This window comes from Acinetobacter sp. YH12046 (genome assembly GCF_013419905.1).
Taxonomy (GTDB): domain Bacteria; phylum Pseudomonadota; class Gammaproteobacteria; order Pseudomonadales; family Moraxellaceae; genus Acinetobacter.
The window spans coordinates 1-20,744 of the sequence record NZ_VOZF01000041.1; the positions used below are offsets into that span (position 1 = coordinate 1).

Consider the following 20,744-nt stretch of genomic DNA (forward strand, 5'->3'; position numbering starts at 1 on the left):
AATAATTCAAGTGAATTTGTTTGAAAGAAGAACTTTAAAAGCTTTATTTTCACCCGATAAAATACCCATAAAACAAGAGGAAGCTCATTTGAGCTTCCTCTTGTGAAAAATTGTGGGACAGCAATGATCGAAAGATTCCTTTTTTATTTTGACTATGTTATTTCTCAGCAGGCTTTGGCATCCGGCTGCACGGTTTTAGGCAACTCACGGCGTAGAATTTTACCGACTGCAGACTTTGGCAATCCAGACACAAACTCAATATATTTTGGCAGCTTATAACTGGTCAATTGTAGTCTCAGATAAGTCATGACTTCATTCTCGGTCAGACTGGTATCCTGTTTTACAATAAAGGCTTTCGGAACTTGTCCAGATTTTTCATCATCCACTCCAATGACGGCACATTCCAGTACTTTAGGATGTTTGGATAAAACGCCTTCCAGCTCATTTGGATAGACATTAAAGCCGGAGACCAGAATCATGTCCTTTTTACGGTCCAGAATGGTGATATAACCCTGCTCGTCCATACAACCGATATCACCTGTCAGGAAGAAACCATCTTTGGTAAATACCTGTGCTGTTGCTTCCGGTTGCTTCCAGTAACCTTTCATCACCTGAGGGCCGCGAATAGCAATTTCTCCAGCCTGATGAAGTGCTACAGGTTTTCCTTCATCATCCAGAATCTGAATTTCTGTGCCTGCCAATGGCAAGCCAATACTACCGCTAAAGCGCTTGCTTAAAGGTGGGTTAAATGTTGCCGTTGGTGAGGTCTCAGAAAGACCGTAGCCTTCATAGATATGACAGCCTGTGACTTCGTACCATAATTCTGCTGTATTTTTTAAAACAGATGCACCACCGCCTGTCGTGGTTTTTAGGCGTGAGTGATCCAGCTCGCGGAAACGTGGATGATGAGCCAATGCATTAAACATGGTATTCACGCCCGGAAACACCGTCGGTGGATGCTTATGATATTGATCTACCAATGCATCCAGATCTCTTGGATTTGGAATCAGGACATTGGCAAAACCGCGACTTAGTCCATAACTGAACAGGCAGATGGTAAAACCATAAATGTGATACAGCGGCAAGGCACAAAACACATATTCTTCTTCAGTGGCATAACGATCGCCAAAATGGCTAATGAACACCGTACTGTTCTGGGCAATATTAAATAAGATATTGCGATGACTGAGTTCAGCCCCTTTGGAAACACCTGTAGTCCCACCGGTATATTGCAGAATGACAGTATCTTCCTGCTGCTGTACAGGCGCTACAAAATCAATCACCTGTACCTGATCAATGGCCTGCTTAAAGTCAGAAAAATGTTTATCAGGATATTGCGCTGTTTGGCTATAAATTGAAACTGACTGATCCTGAATGAAATCGAGCGGATGGGTAGAAATCACATGTTTTAGCGCAGAACATTCATCCAGATTATTTAACTGTTCTAAGGTTGAGCCCAGAATAATCAAGGCTTCTGCTCCTGAATCCTGAACTTGATGATACAACTCACGCTGGGTGTACATCGGGTTTACATTCACCAGAATATAACCCGCACGAATAATCGCGAAAGTCGCAATCGGATATTGAATAATATTCGGCAACATCACCGCGATGCGGCTACCAGCTGCCAAGCCTAGATTTTGAAGATAGGTCGCCAGTTTCTGGCTATAAACGTCAATCTCCTGGTAGCTGAACTTTCGATCCAGATAAAAGAATGCAGTCTTATCCTTAAACTTAAGCAGATTCTCAGCAATCATCGTACTCAAAGTTTTGTCAGGATCGGGCCGGGTAAATTCCGGATTGACGTTCCATTTTTTATATTCTTCCATCCATGGCTGACTTGTCATTACAGCACTCCTATCCTTGATTTTAAATTTATTTTGTATTGTGAAACTTTATTTTGATTAAAAAATAATAACGTTATCTTTCCTCTCAAATCAATGCAATATTTGGCTAATTTCAAATTTTTACAAATAAAATCACGAATTTTATGGCTAATTATTTGGATATATTTTATCAATTAATAACATGACATTTCTTATAGCGAAATAATAAATCAGTAAAAGCAACAAAAGAATGTGGATTCATTCTTATAAAACAACAACGTAACAAGAAAAGGATGTCGATGATGACGTATGAAACTTCAGTGCTAGAAGCTGAACGGGTCACAGTTCAGCCTAAAAAAATATGGATGACCGCGTTTATTCTATGTTTTCTTATTTTACTTGCAGACGGTGTTGATCTGGCTTTTTTGGCCTATAGCCTCACCAGTATCAAAGCTGAATTTAATTTAACTACCGTTCAGGCAGGTGCCTTAGGGAGCTGGAGTCTGGTCGGTGGAGTGATTGGCGGATTAATTGGCGGTTGGGCCTGTGACCGTTTTGGCCGGGTGAAAGTTATTGTATTTTATATGATTCTTGCTTCCAGCTTATCCTGCACCTTGGGCTTTGTAGAATCTTACCATCAGTTTTTAATTATCCGCAGTATTGCAGCTATTGGACTGGGTTCCCTATACATCGCCTGTAATACCTTAATGTCAGAATATGTTCCGACCAAATACCGGACGACTGTTCTGGCAGCACTTATGACCGGTTTTACCTTAGGTTCATTATGTGCAACTTTACTGGCGGGCTGGATTATTCCTGAATATGGCTGGCGTATGCTGTACTGGATTACCATTTGCCCGATCGTTCTGGCTTTTCTGCTTTATTTTCTTGTTCCTGAACCGGATTCATGGCTACGTTCACGTGAATTAAAACGTCAGGAAGCAGCTAGCAAAGTTAAGGTGAAAAAGCAGAATCCTTATAAAGTCATTCTCAAAGATAAAAATCACCGCTGGATGTTTTTACTATGGATTTTAAGTGCAGGTGCCCTGCAATTTGGTTATGCCGGTTTAAGTAACTGGTTACCTGCCTATCTCGAATCGGATCTGGGCATCAGTTTTAAGGCCATGACTGGCTATATGGTTGGCACGTTTATGATCATGATTTTTGCCAAGATCGTCGCAGGCATTCTGGCAGATCGTTTCGGACGACGTGCCTTGTTCGCTTTTGGAACCATGGGCACAGCCCTGTTTCTTCCGATTGTAATTTATTTCAATACACCGACCAATATTTTGTACCTGATGCTCATGTTCGGCTTCTTATATGGTATGCCATTTGCCATTAATGCCACGTATATGACTGAAAGCTTCCCTACTTCGATTCGTGGTACAGCAGTAGGTGGTGCATTCAATATAGGCCGTATCGGAGCAGTATTTGCCCCACTCACTATTGGTTATTTTGCCCATGGAGGCTCAATTGGAACGGGACTATTGGTTATGGCAGGTGCCTATTTTATTTGCGGTCTGATTCCTGCACTGTTTATACGTGACCGCTTATATGATCCGCAAAAAGCAGATTAATCTCTATCATCTTTTAATAAAAAACCAGTCAAATAGACTGGTTTTTTTTAATGAATAAAATTTAAAAATCAGACAACTTTTCTTTGAGCATTTTCCATGTATTCATAATGGTAACCACTGCGAATAAAATGCTGGTTTTTGTCTCTAAATGAATGCGCATAATCTGGCCAGACCAAAGTCAGCTTGCGACTCACTGGGTCCAGATACCAACTTTTACAGCTTTCTGATAACCAGACACTGCCTTGGGAAAGCTGCTGTAACTCTTGCATATAGCGATTTTCAGCGTTCTGATCGGCTTCAAAGACCTGAATCTGTTCCTGTTCAAAAAACTGCAAGGCGTCCAGTACCAGATCAAACTGGGTTTCCAGAAAATAAAGCGCTGAGTTATGCCCACTTCCGGTATTAGGACCATTCAGAATGAACAGGTTTGGAAAATTATGGACTGTCGTAGATTGATAACCCTGCATACCACTAGACCATTGCTGCTCCAGACTTAGGCCATGTTTACCCACTACCTTTGAGGCATAAGGTGGTCGTGCTGCTTCAAATCCAGTAGCAAAGACGATGATATCTGCAGAATATTCATTGCCTGATTTGCTGATTACACCGTCTTTTGTGATGGCGGCCAAAGCTGAATCTTCAAGCGTGACATTCGGTTTTAGAAAAGTTGGATAATAATCATTGGACAGCAATAAACGCTTGCAGCCTGGTTCATAATTCGGTGTGAGTTTTCGCTGTAATTCGGGATCTGGTATCTGGTGTTTCAAGAATTGCAGGCAGTTTTTCTTGACCCGCTCGATCTGGCTTTTCAGATTACGGCGCTGGGCAAAATTATATTCATTGCCCCAGAACAAGGAATGTCTTAACACTGCCATGCTGTCTGGTTCTTTGCGGAAGAGCTGTTTTTCTGACTCAGAATAAGGTCGGTCTGGTCGCGGCAAAATATACGGTGCACTGCGTTGCAATACGGTCAGACTTTTTGCTGTTTTGGCAATTTCTGGTACAAGCTGGACCGCAGAAGCCCCTGAACCCACTACAACTACGCGCTGGTTTTCCAGATTTACTTCGTGATTCCAGCGTGCAGAATGCATCACTTGACCTTGAAATTCGTCCAGTCCCGGAATTTGTGGCAGATGTTCATCTGCCAGATGCCCGGTTGCTGTAATTAAAAATTCTGCCTGATACAGACCGTTAGAGGTCTGAATATTCCAGATACGTTGTTTGGCATTCCAGCTAGCTTTTTCCAGTTGAGTCTGAAAATCGATATGTGGCCGGATATTTTCCTGATCGCAGCATTGGATTAAGTAACGCTGAATTTCTGCCCCTTGCGGAAAGACACGTGACCAATTGGGATTTTTAATAAACGAGAAAGAATATAAATGTGACGGTACATCACAGGCGACACCGGGATAGGTATTATCACGCCATGTTCCGCCCACTTCTGCGGCACGTTCAATGATTTTAAAATCGTGAATGCCCTGCTGTTTAAGACGGATCGCCATGCCTAATCCACCAAAACCGCTGCCTACAATTAAAATCTTGCTGCGCTGTCCTTGAGCTTGCATTATTTTTCTCCTTTTTTTAAGGCATCATGGGCTGGATTTTCTGATTCGCCGGATACTGTTCTGGATGCTGGCTAAACTGGTTGATCAGTTGCACCACTTCCGCTGGCGCTTCAATATGGATTGCATGTCCTGAAACTATTTCGATATAGCGGCTGTTCTGAATCGAAGCAAACAGTAATTTTGCTTGCGCTAAAGGCACCATCCGGTCTTCACGGCAAGCCACGATCAAAGTCTCCGCAGAGATGTTCGGCAAAATGGCGGTGATGTCAATGCGATAATTCAGTTCACGCTGTTTGGCTGCATCTTGAGAAGGCTTAACGAAGCATGCCAGATCCAACACCTGCTGTTCACTACGTGCAGACAAATAATCATCGCTATACAGGCAATAATTCACAAAATGCGGTAAAGCTGCGGATTGATCGTTAAATAGCTGTTGCCAGATCGTGGTCCGTAGTTGTTGCACCGAGCTGGTTTTTGCCCAACCTGCTAACAGAATCAAACGTGCCACGCGCTGTTTAAGACTCGCAGCTACTTGTGCAGCAATCACAGCACCAAGTGAATAACCCACCACAGTAATTGCTTCATCTTCTGCAACTGCATGCTGGATCAGTGCTTCAACTTGTTGACTAAAATCAGTCACTGCCAGATCGGCTTTATCTGGAGTATGCAAATCAAGCGATAAAACCCGCTGATGGATACCGAGCATGGGGAAAATATAGCTGAAATGTTTGTCCGTATTTCCACCCGTACCATGGATCAGAATGATGGTGGGATATGAGGATTTCTGTCCGACTTCATGATAAGTCAGTTGCAGATCACCATAAGGACATTGTCGAGTAATCGTGTCTAAATCCATATAGACTCCTGATCTTGTTGTTTTATGGCCGATGTAATACTGAAAAGTACCTATCGATATTGAGTTTTGTGCAGGATAAAAAAAGTAGTAACAAAAAAAGACCCACGATCGAGAGATTGATCGTGGGTGAAAGGATTAATCGAATTTAAACTCTTCAGGTGCAAGCAAGAACAGGCTCTCACCACCCGCCTGAATATTGGCAATGTGGGTTGAAGTTCTTGGCAGAATCCGGGCAAAGAAGAATTGTGCCGTTTTGATCTTCGCTGCATAGAACGGATCAGTATTACCTTCTTCAAACTTTTGCTGCGCCGTAATCGCCATTTTCAGCCATAAATACGAAGACACTACATAACCAGAGAAATATAGGTAATCGACAGATGCCGCACCGATTTCATTGGCAGACTGTTGTGCCTGAGCCTGAATCGTTTTGGTTAATTCTAGCCATTGCTCAGTCAACTGGCTCACTTGTGCAACCTGCTGGTTAAACTGGGCATGTTGCTGATGCTCTTTAACAAAGCCCTGAATCTCATCCGTTAATGCAGTGAGCAAACCCAATTTTGAACCTAGCACTTTACGCGCCAGCAAGTCGATTGATTGAATTTCAGTAGTACCTTCATACAGACTGGCAATACGTGCATCACGGGCAATCTGTTCCATGCCATGTTCAGCAATATAGCCGTGTCCACCAAAGACCTGCATACCATGTTTGGCAGCTTCTACACCTGTTTCGGTCATTAAGGCTTTAGCAATTGGGGTCAATAATGCCAGACGGTCTTCTGCAGCTTTCTTCTCTTCAGGATTATCCGTTGCTTCAGCGATATCAGCATACGTTGCCAGATAATAAGCCAAGGCACGTGAACCTTCTGCAAATACTTTTTGAGTCAGCAGCATATTGCGTACTGCCGGATGCACGATGATTGGATCCGCAGGCAGGTTTGGCTCTTTCGCACCTTCGAGTGAACGCATCGCCAGACGGTCTTTGGCATAAGCCAATGCGCCTTGATAAGAAGATTCAGCTGCTGCCAGGCCCTGAATCGCCGTTCCAATACGTGCAGAGTTCATGAAAGTAAACATGCAGTTCAAGCCGCGGTTTTCAGGCCCGATCAGGAAACCTTTGGCATTATCAAAATTCAGTACACAGGTCGCATTGCCATGAATACCCATCTTGTGTTCAATCGCGCTACACACCACACCATTGCGTGAAGCCACATTTCCAGCTTCATCCAGATTGTATTTAGGCACGATAAACAGCGAAATACCTTTAGTACCTGCAGGCGCATCCGGTAAACGCGCCAATACAATGTGTACGATATTTTCAGCCAGGTCATGCTCACCTGCTGAAATAAAGATTTTCTCACCGCTGATACTGTAGCTGCCATCTTCATTTGGCACCGCTTTGGTACGGATCAGGCCCAGATCAGAACCGGCATGTGATTCAGTTAAACACATGGTTCCGGTCCAGCGACCTGCAATTAAAGGTACCAGGAATTTCTGTTTCTGTTCATCGCTACCATGATGCTCTAAAGTACGCATCGCACCATGAGACAGGCCTGGGTACATACCCCAAGACCAGTTAGTCGCCGTAATAATTTCTGAAATAGCAATACGGTATAAGGTCGGGAAGCTTTGGCCACCATATTTTTCATCACCAGTTAATGAGGTAAAACCAAGTTCTACATATTTGTCATAAGCAGCTTTAAAACCATCCGGTGTAGTCACGACGCCATCTTGCAGACGACAGCCCTGCTGGTCACCTGTCGCATTAATTGGTAGAAGTTCGTTTTGGCAAAAATCAGCAGCGACTTCCAGATATTGTTCCATAATATCCATAGAAACTTTGTCTGCGAACTTTGCATAGCCTGCGTATCTCTGTTCAACATTGAGCAGATCTTTCAGGACAAACTTCATGTCTTTTAATGGCGCAATATAATTTCTCATCGTAATTCCCTTGTATGAGTTCTAATTTGTATATTTATGACAATTAATTTCATAATACGAAATTATGTTTTAGGTCGAATATAATATAAGTGCATGGATAAAATCTAGTCATGACATAAAAAATCACATTTAAAAAATTAAAACTTTGGTATAAAAAAGCCATTCGGTAATGAATGGCTTTTTATTAAATGATCAAAATAAATCGATCTAGCGCGGGAAAAACTGAGCCAAACGTTGCTGAACAATCTGTTCTGCTTCTTGCATGATATTGTCAATCAGCGTTTGACAGGTTGGAATGTCATGGATTAACCCCATCACTTGACCTGCTGTCAGTACGCCTGCATCTACATCGCCATTTTCCAAAGCCAGCTTGCCTTTTAAGCCACTAACATAAGGGCGAATCTGTTCAAATTCCAGATTTGGATCTTCACCCATTTTAACGACGAGATCAGATACTGCATTCTTTGCAACACGCGCAGTATTTCTAAACTGACGATAAAGTAGATGCGTTGCTCGTTCATCATTCTCGACATAAAACTGCTTGATGTTTGGATGGATCGGCGCTTCTTGTGTGGCACAGAAACGTGTCCCCATATTGATCCCTTCAGCACCCAAAGCAAGTGCTGCCACCAGACCACGACCATCAGCAAAACCACCACTGGCCACAATCGGCACAGTAAGTTGATCAGCTGCTGCAGGAATCAGGATCAGCCCGGGAATATCATCTTCACCCGGATGGCCGGCACATTCAAAACCATCAATCGAGATCACATCCGCACCGATTCTTTGTGCTGAAAGTGCATGACGGACTGAGGTACATTTATGAATCACAATGATGCCGTGCTGTTTAAAGGCCTCAATATGTTCATGCGGCTTGTTGCCTGCCGTTTCTACAATCTTGATCCCACTTTCAATAATAGCCTGACGATATTCGGCATATGGGGGTGGATTTACAGCGGGCAATAAAGTCAGATTCACTGCAAAAGGCTGATCGGTCATTTCACGGCAACGTGCAATTTCCTTGGTCAGCGCTTCAGGCGTAGGTTGCGTCAATGCCGTCAGCGTTCCCAAACCACCTGCATTGGAGACTGCACTGGCCATTTCTGCGGTACCGACCCACATCATGCCGCCCTGAATAATCGGATAGCGAATGCCTAAAAGCTCGGTGATACGCGTTTGAATTTTCATGAATGCTCTCCTTAGCGTCCGGTAAATTGTGCAGGGCGTTTTTCGACAAAGGCCTGCACACCCTCTTTGTAGTCCTGGCTACTTAAGGCCAAGTATTGCAGGTTTTGTTCCAGCTCCAGTTGCTGATCCATGCTATTTTCAGCACTGCGTTGCAAAGCCTGTTTGGTTAAGGCCAGTGCATAGGTCGGCTGTCGTGCCAGTCGCTGTGCAAGCTCATCGATATAAGCATCAAATTCTGCATCAGGGATCATTTTCCAGACCATACCCATTTCAGCCGCTTCTTTGGCATGTACAGGCTCACCAAGTAAAGTCAGTGCCATGGCACGTGCATAGCCGATCAAACGCGGCAACATCCAGGTGCCGCCGGCATCAGGAATTAAGCCAATTTTAGAAAAGGCTTGAATAAATTTGGCACTTTCCTTGGCAATAACCAGATCGCAAGCCAGCGCGATATTGGCCCCTGCACCGGCAGCCACACCATTTACTGCCGCAAGCACCGGTTTGGGACTTTTACAAATCAGGTTGATCAAAGGATTATAATATTTGGCTAGAGAGCCTTCGGGAGGCAACGGCACACTACCGAGCTGCCCGGCACGTTCTTTTAAATCCTGTCCCGCTGAAAATGCCCGACCATTACCACGAATCACAATCACCCGAATATCCGAGTCTGTATTCCAGCTTTTCAGCACCTGCTGCACTTCCTCATGCATTTGCCGATTGAAACTGTTCAGTGAATCTGGACGGTTAAAACTTAAAGTGGCAACGCCTTGCTGAACCTGGGTCTGAATCATTTCCCACATCATCAATTTCCTTATTTTTTTGTCTGTATCTCTACAATTAATAGCCTTTATTGACATCCACCTGATGACACAAATCCAGGCCCTGATTTAATCGGCGGTCATTTTCCAGTATCTGCTCTACCACCACAGACATTGGGGCATGTGAGGCAACATGTGGTGTCACCACAATTTTTTCATGCTGCCAGAATGGATGGTCCACAGGTAACGGCTCCTGCTCAAACACATCAACAATCGCACCACGAAGATGACCTGAATCCAGCGCATCCAATAAATCCTGCTCGATTAAATGCTGGCCACGCCCGACATGAATCAAAGCCGCCTGTTCAGGCAGTTGCTGAAATAATTCAGCAGAAAGAATACCGGTATTTTCTTCAGTAAGTGGTAGTAGGTTAATCAGAATCTGACTTTGAGCCAGGAATTCGGAAAGCTGTTCTTGGCCCACATAACTTTTGACTTGATTAATGTCTTTTGGGGAATTCGACCAACCAGAGACTTGATAGCCCATGTCTGCGAAACGTTCTGCTACGTATCCGCCCATATGCCCCAGTCCCATAATTCCGACCTGAATATGATGGCTATAGCTCTGGCGATACTGCTTCCACAGCTGCTGCTTTTGCTGTTGGATCATGCGGTCAAAATAACGCTGAAAATACAGCACGCCCCAAAGCAAATAATCAAACATGCCCTTTTGGTGATGTGGATCCAGTACCCGGCAAACGGCTTGATCTGGGCGTACAGCATTTAAGTTTAAATGTTCTACCCCAGCAGCAATCGAATGAATCAGGCCAAGCTTTGGTAGCTGCTGCACTTTTTCCAGATCTGGAAACCAGGCAGCAACCGTGGTTGCCTGTTCAGCTTCAGGGCTGTCAACTGTACAGAAACTACCAGCTGGCGCATATTTTTGAAAAGACTTGACCAGAATGGCTTCAATATTTGGTACAGAACTGGAAATAACAATCATGATGCATACTCCGTATATTGATGCTCAATCAGGGACAAAGCGGCCTGCCAGGCACGCTGTAAAATCGGTTCAATGAGAGGTCTGGCGAACTGTTTGGCTGTTTTAATTCGGACTTCTTCAGCTGGATAATGCAACTCGGCACCGCCGCTTAAGGCCTTCACCTGTGCCTGACAGGCGCGTTCCAGGAAATAGATTTCATGAAAAGCCCGCGCAATGGTTTCCCCAGCTGTTAATAGCCCGTGATTGCGTAAAATCATGGCACGATGGTCGCCCAAGTCCTGAATCAAGCGTTCTTGTTCGTCAGTTGAAAGCGCAACGCCTTCATATTCGTGATAGGCCACATGCTGATAAAATTTCATGGCATGCTGGGAAATTGGGAGAAGGCCGTGTTTCTGCGCAGAAACAGCAATTCCATCCGCGGTATGCGTATGAATGACACAGTTCAGATGAGGATGCGCGTCATGAATTGCAGAATGAATCACAAAGCCAGCCATATTGACTGGCTTGTCTTGTTCATAGCTTTCTACCACCTGCCCTTCATGATTAATCTTCACCAGCGTTGAGGCACGCATTTTTTCAAATGCGACCCCATATTGATTAATCAGAAAGCAATCTGGCTGATCTGGAACTCTTAGGCTGATATGAGTATCAATCAAGTCAGTCATCCGATAATGCGCAATAATGCGATAAAGCGCAGCCAGTTCACAGCGTGCCTGCCATTCAGCAGCTGTAACGAGATTTTTTATTGTCATCATTCCATCCTGGAAAAATATAGCATTTCGATCACTATCTGTTATATCATAATTTTAGAAAAACAGAATATTATTTCATAAAGCGAAATATTTTATTAAAGGGAAGTTATATGACTACAGCTCAAATGAATGGACTTGAATATCTAACTGCAATTAAAAATGGCGAATTGCCTGGTTCAGCGATGGGACAACTGATTCCCATGAAACTCAGTGTCGTCCGTGAAAACTACGTGGAATATGAAGTTTATCCAGATGAACGTCATTTCAACCTACAAGGTGGCATTCATGGTGGATTTTGCGCTACTGTTCTGGACAGCGTAACAGGTGCAGCGGTTCATACCACAGTTGATGCTGGTGTCAGTTTTTCTACTATTGACTTGAATGTCAAAATGCTCAAAGCCATGAAAAATGGCGAAACTTATACTGCCATTGGTGAAGTGATCCGCATTGGTCGTAATGTGTTGACTTCAGAAGGCCGAATTGTAGATAAAGACGGTAAACTTTATGCTTTCGGTTCAGCAACTTTATTGGTTACTGGCCGTAAATAATCCTTACGCTGATTTAAACAATCCCTGCATTTGCAGGGATTTGTATTTCTATATAAATAGCCCAATAAAAAATGCCATGCATATCATCTATACATGGCATTAATACGATAACTAAAGCTGTTATGCAGCTTCAGGGTTTTCAATCACCATCGCCAGGCCTTGACCCAGACCGATACACAGGCTGATCACGGCATATTTTTTACCAGTACGCTGTAATTGACGCGCAACAGTTAAAGCCAAACGCGCACCTGAACAGCCTAGTGGATGGCCAATCGCAATGCCACCACCATTTGGGTTGACACGCGGATCATCAAAAGCCACATCCAGACCTTTCAGGCAAGATAACACCTGGCTGGCAAATGCTTCATTGATCTCGATAATGTCCATATCATCTAGCGTCAAACCTGCACGTTTTACAGCTTTTTTGATTGCTTCAATTGGGCCCGCACCCATGATGCGTGGCTCAATGCCAGCGGCTGCAGAAGACAGAATACGAGCTAAAGGTTTTAAGCCATACTGTTCCTGAACTTTTTCACTGCCGATAATCAGTGCTGCAGCGCCGTCATTGATACCTGATGCATTACCTGCAGTCACAACACCACCTTCGAAAAGCGGTTTTAACTTGGATAATGCTTCAAATGTTGAAGATGGACGTGGATGTTCATCTTCAGTCACTAATTTAGGCGGCAATTTACGCCCTTGTGAAACTTCAATCGGAGTAATTTCACCTTCAAAGAAACCTGCTTCTTTTGCAGCTTGATATTTCGCTTGTGATGCAGCAGCAAAAGTATCTGCCTGTTCACGCGTAATGCCAAACTCTTCAGCGACGTTATCACCTGTTTCTGGCATGCTGTGCGCGCCAAACTGGTCGGTAAATTTACGGTTCGGGAAACGTGTACCAATCGTGGTGTCATAGATTTTTGCATCACGTGAATACGCGCTTTCAGCTTTAGCCATTACAAATGGTGCACGCGTCATGCTTTCTACACCACCTGCAATATACAGCTCACCTTCACCTGCGGTAATAGCACGTGCTGAATCAATCACAGCACCCAAGCCTGAAGCACAAAGACGGTTTACCGTTTGACCCGGAGCTGTCACTGGCATACCTGCAAGCAGTGCCGCAAAACGAGCCACGTTACGGCTGTCTTCACCGGCCTGATTGGTGCTACCAAAGATCACATCTTCTACGTCAGCTGCTGGAATACCGGTTTTTTCTAACAGTTTTTTAATAACTGTTGCTGCTAGATCATCTGGACGTACAGTTGCCAGGCTTCCTGCGTGGCGACCGATTGGTGAACGTAAACCATCATAAATATATGCATTTAACATGAGTGTTATTCCTTTAACTTTCTAATTAATGTGTTGTATGAACAAGTGGTAGACCAAGCTGAACACGGCGACGTAACCAAGGACTTGGACGGTAACGCTGGTCACGGGTAATCGCAGTCATGCGATCCAGAATTTTCAGGATTTTTTCAGCTCCCAGCACATCCCCCCACTCAATTGGGCCATATGGATAACCAAGGCCTAACTTCACGGCAACGTTAATGTCTTCTACAGTGGCAACACCTTGCTGGGCAATATCACAGCCAAGATTCACGATCATGGCCAAAGCACGCTGAGCCACAAAGCCGACGCTTTCCTGAATTGTGCTCGCAGTCACACCATCCAGATTGAAAATCGATTGTGCTGCGGTTACCAGTTCAGCTTTGGTCACAAACGTTGGCATTAAAGTACGGTGTTTATTCAGACCGTAAAGCAGATCAATACAGACTACTTGCTGCGGAGACACCTGATAGCGGACTGCGGCTGAAGTTGCATCTTCACCATAAGTCGCAATCAGAATTAAAGCATCTGCTGAAGGTGTTTCAGTCTGCTCGATCTGAATATTGAACTGCTGCAGATATTGCTCAAGCGCCTGACGGTCTTCGCTATATTCTGTACCTAACCAAACCGATGGATATTGATCCAGCTTTTCAACCAAGGTTGGAGCCACATCACCTACTTTGCTCCCTGAGGTATAATCGTAAAAACCTTTACCGGTTTTACGACCTAGCTGTTTAGCAATAAAACGCTGGCGGGTAATCACGCTTGGGCGGTAACGCGCTTCTTCATAATATTGGTGATAGATCGATTCACTCACTGGATGAGATACATCCATCCCGGTCAGATCGCCTAACTCGAATGGCCCCATCTTGAAACCGATCCCGTCACGGTAGATGCGATCAATTTCATAAAATGGAGTGACATTTTCATTCAGAATTGCATAGGCTTCGCTACCAAAGGCACGACCTGCATGGTTAATGATAAATCCTGGAGTGTCTTTAGCTTTTACCGGGCGATGTCCCATCTTGGTCGACAGCTGAGTAAGTGCATCCACAATATCAGCACGGGTATTAAAACCTTCAATGACCTCAACCACTTTCATCAGTGGAACCGGGTTAAAGAAGTGATAACCGGCAACGCGTTCCGGCTGGCTGCAATTGGCAGCAATCGCACTAATGGATAGTGAAGATGTATTGGATGCCAGAATCGCTTCAGGTTTCACAATGCCTTCAAGTTGCTGCATCAGCTTTTGTTTGATTTCCAGATTTTCAATAATCGCTTCAACGATTAAATCGCAATCTTTCAGATCTTCGATCTGATGAGCAATCGATAAATGAGCAAGATCTTCAGCAGCTTTTTCATGGCTGAATTTACCTTTATCAGCCAAGGTATTTAATGTTTTAGCCAGCTTTTCCTGTGCCTGTTCAGCAGCACCCGCTTTGGCATCAAACAACACCACATCATGACCGGACTGAATCGCGATTTGGGCAATGCCCGCACCCATGGTACCTACGCCAATAATACCGATTTTCTGAATTTGAATGCTCATGCTTATCGTCCCTGATAATTTGGTTTACGTTTTTCGATAAAGGCTTGCATACCTTCTTTTTGATCTTCTGAAGAAAACAGCATCTGGAAAGATTTACGTTCCAGCATTAAGCCAGCATTGAGTGGCACATCTTCAGCCAGTAAAGCCACTTCCTTGATTTGTTCAAGCGCGATTGGCGGCATTTTTGCCAGACCTTCAGCCATTTTGATTGCTGTTGCCAGGGTTTCACTGTCTTCCGTTACTTGAGACACCAGGCCAATCTGATAAGCTTCCGGCGCTGGTACCAGACAACCCGTCATAATGATGCGCATCGCATGGAATTTACCCACGGCACGGAATAAACGCTGTGTACCACCAGCACCCGGCATTACCCCTACTTTGACTTCAGGCTGACCGAACTGGGCACTTTTTCCGGCAATAATAATGTCCGCATGCATCGCCAGTTCACAGCCACCACCCAATGCATAACCGTTTACTGCTGCAATCACCGGCTTTGAACACTGCGCAATGGCTTGCCAGTAACGCTCAGTACGACGTTGCATCATCTGGATCGTTTCAGCATTGGCTAATTCTTTAAGGTCAGCGCCTGCAGCGAAATCAGTTTCACCGCCAGTGAGAATAATGGCACGGATATTTTCATCGTCATTCAATTGCAGAAAAGCCGCAGCCAGTTTCTGACGCACTTCTGTATTCAGGGCATTTTTAGCTTCTGGACGATGGATCTTGACCATCGCCACATGTGTCGAGATTTGCTCTACTTGAACTACCTGTTCCATCAAAAATCTCCATTTATTTTGTATAGCGAAATTATATTTTATATAAAACTACGGTTTCTAGACCCATAAATCAAGATTTTTTCTCTCAAAAACTCAAAAAAGTTATTTTTTAATAAAAATTAGAGTAAAAACTCTTGTTCAGTTGGCTATTTTATGATTAATTGATTTCGCAATACGGAATTAATTATTTAATTCGAATTTTGGTTATTCATTTATGTAAATATTAACCACAATACAAAATAAAAAAATTAATTTCCGTCATAAGGATACTACGTTGTTCAGTGATTTTTCACTCAAGGTGAAACGGAAAAATCAGATCCAGCCTGATCGTAACAGGGCGAATGCGCACAGACGCTTAGACCTTAGATGAGGAAAATGCTTTTCCGTGAGGAAGAAAATGGATTTAGCGGTAGCAGAGGAATGCTACTTTAATATATAGAGGATATAAGAATGACAAGCGATACCATCGTAGCTGAGGAAACTAAAACGGGGGTCTCCTCCGACGACACCGTTAAGCAGGCACCTAAACGCCTGTGGATGACGGCCTTTGTCTTCGCTTTTTTGATTTTACTATGTGACGGTGCAGACATTGGTATTCTGGCTTTCAGCTTGACCAGTTTGAAAGCAGAATGGGGGCTAACTTCTGTACAGGCCGGTGCCTTGGGAAGTTATTCTCTTTTGGGTATGGGGATCGGTGGCTTTATTGGCGGATGGGCCTGTGACAAATTCGGTCGCGTACGTGTCATCGTATTGGCCACTATTTCCTTCTCGATTTTGTCTGCCTATTCAGGTTTTGCCCAGTCTTATCAAGAGTTTGCGATTTTACGCACCCTTTCGTGCTTAGGTTTAGGCTGTTTATATATTGCCTGTAATACCCTGATGTCAGAATACGTACCGACCAAATACCGTACTACAGTATTGGCAACATTAATGACTGGTTTCACTTTAGGTTCATTGGTGATTACCATGGTTTCTGGCTGGATTATTCCCGAATTCGGCTGGCGTATGCTGTACTGGGTGACAATTGCCCCATTAGCTTTGGGTATTTTGATGCACTTTATGGTACCAGAGCCAGAGTCATGGAAACGTGTCCGTGAAATGAAAAGAACTGGTCAGATCGTGGATAATGATGCCAAAAAAGGCAATCCATATATCACCATTCTTAAAGATAAGACCCATGGCAAGATGTTCATCTTATGGTCTTTCAGCTCTGGTTTCCTGCTATTCGGTTATTTCGGTGTAAGTAACTGGTTACCAAGTTATCTTGAAGCTGAATTGGGCATTAAATTCAAGGAAATGGCGTTATACATGGTAGGTACCTTTATCACCATGATGTTTGCCAAAATCATTGCAGGTTATGTGGCTGATAAAATTGGTCGCCGTATTGTGTTTGCTTTCGGCACCATGGGAACAGCGCTGTTTATTCCTGTCGTGGTGTATATGCACAATGCCGATAACATTGGTGTGCTGATGCTGATCTTCGGCTTCCTGTACGGTATTCCATATGCGATTAATGCAACCTATCTCACTGAAAGTTTCCCAACTGGGGTTCGTGGTACAGCAGTCGGTGGTGCATTCAATATCGGTCGTATCGGTGCAATCTTCGCTCCAATTACCATTGGTTATCTTGCGATGAATGGTTCGATCGGTACGGGTCTATTGGTGATGGGTGCAGCTTACTTCCTATGCGGTTTGATTCCTGCCCTGTTTATTAAAGACCGTTTATACGATCCACAAAAAGCAGAATAAATTTTTAACTCTGGAGAGTTGTAAATAAACAGCTCTCCAGAATCCAAATTTTATGACTTTAATATCGAATCCATATGCTTTGACCTGAACAGGATGTTTCTGGGTTGAACGAGACTCGTATTCATCATTTAAAAGTCAGCATCTCTGCATTTAGCAATTAGAGCAACGATAAGGAAAGATTTTCCTTCTTAGATATCAGAAAATTTCTTTAGGGATTAAGAAATGAAAAAATTAGTTTTAGCGACATTATGTGGTATTGCTTCAGCACAGGCATTTTCAGCAGAAGCGTCTGAAGACCGGATGCAGTTTTTAGAATCACAGTTAAAGCAAATCCAGGCCGAATTGGAACAGCAAAAAGCAGCACAACTTGCGTTAAAGAACCAGCAAGAAGAAGCCAAAGCACAAGACTCTAAAACTTTGAGTTCAATGGTAGACAATGTCGATGTCTATGGATTGATTCGCTTTGATGGCGCAGTCGATTTCAAAAGTACCACTGAAGCTCGTGGCCGTACCATTAACCAGATTAATAAAGTGCCTTTCACTGAACCTGACTCTACCCGTTCAGATTTTACTGCAGCTGCCAGCCGAATTGGTTTCCTGGCGAAAGACTTGGGTGGAAACCCGAATGTTTCTGCACGCTTAGAAGCTGACTTCTGGACCAATAATGGTAAAGGCGATGGTGGATTACGTATTCGTCATGCACATTTAAAATACTATAACTGGACTTTTGGTCAGGCCTGGTCATTGATGTCTACACCGGAAATTAGTACTGAAGCTGTCGATTACAGTTTATTGCTGGGTGGATCAGTCCTACGTACGCCTCAAGTCAGCTATGCTTTCAAACTTGATCCGGAAAATACCTGGAATGTAGGTCTGGAGTATATGGCCGGTGGTGATCGCTCTTCTGCCTTGCCTGCTTTAACCACTAAATATGTTCATCAATCAGGTCCGCTGCATTTATTGGCTCAAGGCTTTGTCAATCAAAAGCAGGCGCAAACAGATACAGGTGATATTGAAAAAGTTGGTTGGGGTGTAGGCCTTGGTGGACGTTATCATCTCAATGATCAAAACTCGATTCAGGGTAACTATTTCCATATGGTCGGCGACCAGCGTATTGCAGCTTTCTTGACTCAAGGTTCAACCACCGACGGTGCTGCCTGGGGTGGAGATTACTCAGTCGATCCAATCAATAATGAACTTCTACTGAATGAGTTTAATAGCTTAAATATCGGCTTTACACATAAATTCACGCCGAAACTACGTAGTAGCATTAATGCTAGCGTTGTTGATTTTGATGATTCCAGCGACTATGCACGCGCGAATCCTGAAACCAATAAACGTTTAACTGACTATGTAGCAAACGTGATTTATTCTCCAGTTCCAAAGGTTAATCTGGGCGCAGAATATCACCACGGTAAGCGTGAAACTTTTGATAATCGAGAAGCGGATGTTTCTCGTGTGAACTTATCAGCGACTTATAGTTTCTAAAGCCTCAGGAGACAAGGATGTCAGCTCAAGGGCAAATTTCAAGAAAGTTTATGTTTATGATGGCTATGACCTGCGCACTTTGCGCAGGTTGTAACTATTTTAACCAGCCATTAATTTATTCTATCGCAGAAGATCTGCATATCAGTGTGGCCGAGTCTGGCTGGACTGTCGTTTTAACCCAGATTGGTTATGCCACTGGGTTATTTTTGTTTGTACCTCTAGGCGATTTATTTGAAAAACGTCTCTATATTTGCAGCCTCATGCTATGTACCGGACTGGCACTGATCGGACTTTCTGCCAGTACTAATCTGCATATGCTCTATGGTTTTACCCTACTCGCCTCTTTTTGTTCGATTACCACTCAGATTCTGATTCCTTTTGCCGCTAACCTGTCTCAACGAGAAAAAAGTGCTGAAGTGGTCGGCCTGCTGATGAGTGGTGTTCTAGTCGGTATTCTATTTGCCCGAACTGTATCAGGACTGATTTCTACCTTATGGTCCTGGCATGCCGTTTACCTATTGAGTGGCTGTTCTATTCTCTTGCTCAGCATCGCCATGTGGTATCAGTTACCTAAAGCGAAAAGCCAGCTACAAATGAGCATCTTGCAGATTTATCGCTCACTATTTACCTTTGCCAAAACCGAACCGATGCTGATTCGACGCAGCATCATTGGTGGTTTGGGCTTTGGTATGCTGAGTATTATTTTTACCACCATGACTTTTGTACTGGCGGAAGCCCCCTACCATTTTAATGATTTCCAGATTGGGTTAATGGGCATCGTTGGTATAGTCGGCATCTGGTCATCACAATGGACCGGTAAAATGATTGGTCGACATCGGGAAAAATGGGTCGCACAACTCGCTACCACAGGTTTAATTCTGGCCTGGATTCCCTTGTTTTTTGCGCAAAGCTATTTATGGGTATATATCATTGGATTAATTCCTGCCTATTTTGGGATTTCTTCGCTACATGTTTTAAATCAGAATCTGGTATATCGGATCTCAGTGCAGGCCCGTTCCCGTATTAATGCAATCTATATGACCTGTTATTTTTCAGGTGCTGGAATCGGTGCATTTCTATCGCTAAACCTATGGAAAATGTACGGCTGGTCAGCCTGCGTTGCATTGGGCTTTGTCTTTGCCCTGCTCATCTTTAGTATTAACCGTTACGACCTAAGCCGAGAACGCAATCTGGTCAATATCCAGTCCCAGTCATAATCAATCTAAACTCATACCTTGTGCACTCATAGAATATAAGATTGGGGGCGCAGTACATGACACATTATCTCTGCATTTCTATTTTGAATTCTTTGCTGTGAAATTTAGGACTGCTACCCAGTTTAAAAAGAACTCACTGCTGCCAGCATCATTTTCAAGCCAAGTATTGAATACTTTTTTCACTTAAATAGAGAATGTTCCAAAACCATAATTACTTGGAGATTTATTCTTATTTCATATGGACATTTTTTTCTGATCTAGAGTTAAATGAGACTACATAAAACCGTAGAACATTGCTTATTCATTGAGCGTGAAATATGAAAAATTATAAAAAAAGCCCAATCTGTGACGAACGGGCTTTTTATTATATAGTAAGCCTATGATTTATAAAAATAAATAAAAATACTTCCGTATAACGTGTATTATGTTAATTTTAGATAAACTTACCAATTCAGCTATATACAAGATTTCATAGCCTAAGAAAAGAGAGACCATTAGGTCATTGCTGTCCCACAATTTTTCACAAGAGGAAGCTCAAATGAGCTTCCTCTTGTTTTATGGGTATTTTATCGGGTGAAAATAAAGCTTTTAAAGTTCTTCTTTCAAACAAATTCACTTGAATTAT

General features: G+C 43.4%; 16 protein-coding genes. 5 read left to right on the top strand and 11 right to left on the bottom strand.

The annotated features are described in order from the left end of the window. Positions 1 to 164: 164 nt before the first annotated feature. Positions 165 to 1,847 (bottom strand): AMP-binding protein, encoded by a 1,683-nt coding sequence (locus tag FTU03_RS14670; protein ID WP_179993386.1) that lies wholly within the window; start codon positions 1,845 to 1,847, stop codon positions 165 to 167. A 281-nt stretch (positions 1,848 to 2,128) separates the two neighbouring features. Between FTU03_RS14670 and FTU03_RS14675 the strand changes: the two genes are divergently transcribed. Beyond that, a complete protein-coding gene (locus FTU03_RS14675) occupies positions 2,129 to 3,403 on the top strand; it encodes an MFS transporter (RefSeq protein WP_159123585.1) in 1,275 nt (424 codons plus the stop codon). 68 nt (positions 3,404 to 3,471) lie between these two features. On the opposite strand, the gene FTU03_RS14680 is transcribed toward FTU03_RS14675, so the two are convergent. From FTU03_RS14680 to FTU03_RS14710, 7 genes are all read right to left on the bottom strand, one after another. Beyond that, positions 3,472 to 4,968: an NAD(P)/FAD-dependent oxidoreductase gene (locus FTU03_RS14680; protein ID WP_179993387.1), complete on the bottom strand. Its 1,497-nt coding sequence runs from the start codon at positions 4,966 to 4,968 to the stop codon at positions 3,472 to 3,474. Positions 4,969 to 4,984: 16 nt separating this feature from the next. After that, positions 4,985 to 5,824 carry an alpha/beta fold hydrolase gene (locus tag FTU03_RS14685; protein ID WP_179993388.1) on the bottom strand — a complete coding sequence of 280 codons (840 nt, stop codon included), beginning with the start codon at positions 5,822 to 5,824 and terminating at the stop codon, positions 4,985 to 4,987. 135 nt (positions 5,825 to 5,959) lie between these two features. Then, positions 5,960 to 7,762: an acyl-CoA dehydrogenase C-terminal domain-containing protein gene (locus tag FTU03_RS14690; protein WP_179993389.1), complete on the bottom strand. Its 1,803-nt coding sequence runs from the start codon at positions 7,760 to 7,762 to the stop codon at positions 5,960 to 5,962. Positions 7,763 to 7,969: 207 nt separating this feature from the next. After that, positions 7,970 to 8,950 (bottom strand): nitronate monooxygenase family protein, encoded by a 981-nt coding sequence (locus FTU03_RS14695; RefSeq protein WP_179993390.1) that lies wholly within the window; start codon positions 8,948 to 8,950, stop codon positions 7,970 to 7,972. 11 nt (positions 8,951 to 8,961) lie between these two features. Next, entirely contained in the window at positions 8,962 to 9,750 is a 789-nt protein-coding gene (locus tag FTU03_RS14700; protein ID WP_179993391.1) for an enoyl-CoA hydratase-related protein, read from the bottom strand. 37 nt (positions 9,751 to 9,787) lie between these two features. Then, positions 9,788 to 10,711, bottom strand: a complete 924-nt coding sequence (locus FTU03_RS14705) for a glyoxylate/hydroxypyruvate reductase A (protein ID WP_179993392.1) — start codon at positions 10,709 to 10,711, stop codon at positions 9,788 to 9,790. Beyond that, complete coding sequence (locus FTU03_RS14710) at positions 10,708 to 11,463, bottom strand: class II aldolase/adducin family protein (protein WP_179993393.1); 756 nt, start codon at positions 11,461 to 11,463, stop codon at positions 10,708 to 10,710. Before FTU03_RS14710 ends, FTU03_RS14705 begins: the two co-directional genes overlap by 4 nt. Before the next feature lie 110 nt (positions 11,464 to 11,573). Between FTU03_RS14710 and FTU03_RS14715 the strand changes: the two genes are divergently transcribed. Further along, positions 11,574 to 12,011, top strand: a complete 438-nt coding sequence (locus FTU03_RS14715) for a PaaI family thioesterase (protein ID WP_179993394.1) — start codon at positions 11,574 to 11,576, stop codon at positions 12,009 to 12,011. 120 nt (positions 12,012 to 12,131) lie between these two features. On the opposite strand, the gene FTU03_RS14720 is transcribed toward FTU03_RS14715, so the two are convergent. Genes FTU03_RS14720 through FTU03_RS14730 form a run of 3 tightly spaced genes read right to left on the bottom strand, consistent with a single transcriptional unit; the run spans position 12,132 to position 15,665 of the window. Further along, entirely contained in the window at positions 12,132 to 13,343 is a 1,212-nt protein-coding gene (locus tag FTU03_RS14720) for a 3-oxoadipyl-CoA thiolase (protein ID WP_179993395.1), read from the bottom strand. Between the two features lie 25 nt (positions 13,344 to 13,368). Continuing rightward, the gene (locus FTU03_RS14725; protein ID WP_179993396.1) at positions 13,369 to 14,889 is read right to left on the bottom strand and encodes a 3-hydroxyacyl-CoA dehydrogenase; all 1,521 of its coding nucleotides are present in this window, start codon (positions 14,887 to 14,889) and stop codon (positions 13,369 to 13,371) included. A gap of 2 nt (positions 14,890 to 14,891) precedes the next feature. Next, complete coding sequence (locus tag FTU03_RS14730; RefSeq protein WP_004785705.1) at positions 14,892 to 15,665, bottom strand: enoyl-CoA hydratase; 774 nt, start codon at positions 15,663 to 15,665, stop codon at positions 14,892 to 14,894. A gap of 450 nt (positions 15,666 to 16,115) precedes the next feature. Here FTU03_RS14730 and FTU03_RS14735 point away from each other — a divergent pair, with 450 nt between their 5' ends. From FTU03_RS14735 to FTU03_RS14745, 3 genes are all read left to right on the top strand, one after another. Further along, on the top strand, positions 16,116 to 17,414 hold the full coding sequence (locus FTU03_RS14735; protein WP_179993397.1) for an MFS transporter: 1,299 nt from the start codon (positions 16,116 to 16,118) through the stop codon (positions 17,412 to 17,414). A gap of 222 nt (positions 17,415 to 17,636) precedes the next feature. Then, positions 17,637 to 18,902, top strand: a complete 1,266-nt coding sequence (locus FTU03_RS14740; RefSeq protein ID WP_159123597.1) for a DcaP family trimeric outer membrane transporter — start codon at positions 17,637 to 17,639, stop codon at positions 18,900 to 18,902. 17 nt (positions 18,903 to 18,919) lie between these two features. Further along, positions 18,920 to 20,119 (top strand): MFS transporter, encoded by a 1,200-nt coding sequence (locus tag FTU03_RS14745; RefSeq protein ID WP_159123598.1) that lies wholly within the window; start codon positions 18,920 to 18,922, stop codon positions 20,117 to 20,119. Positions 20,120 to 20,744 lie beyond the last annotated feature (625 nt).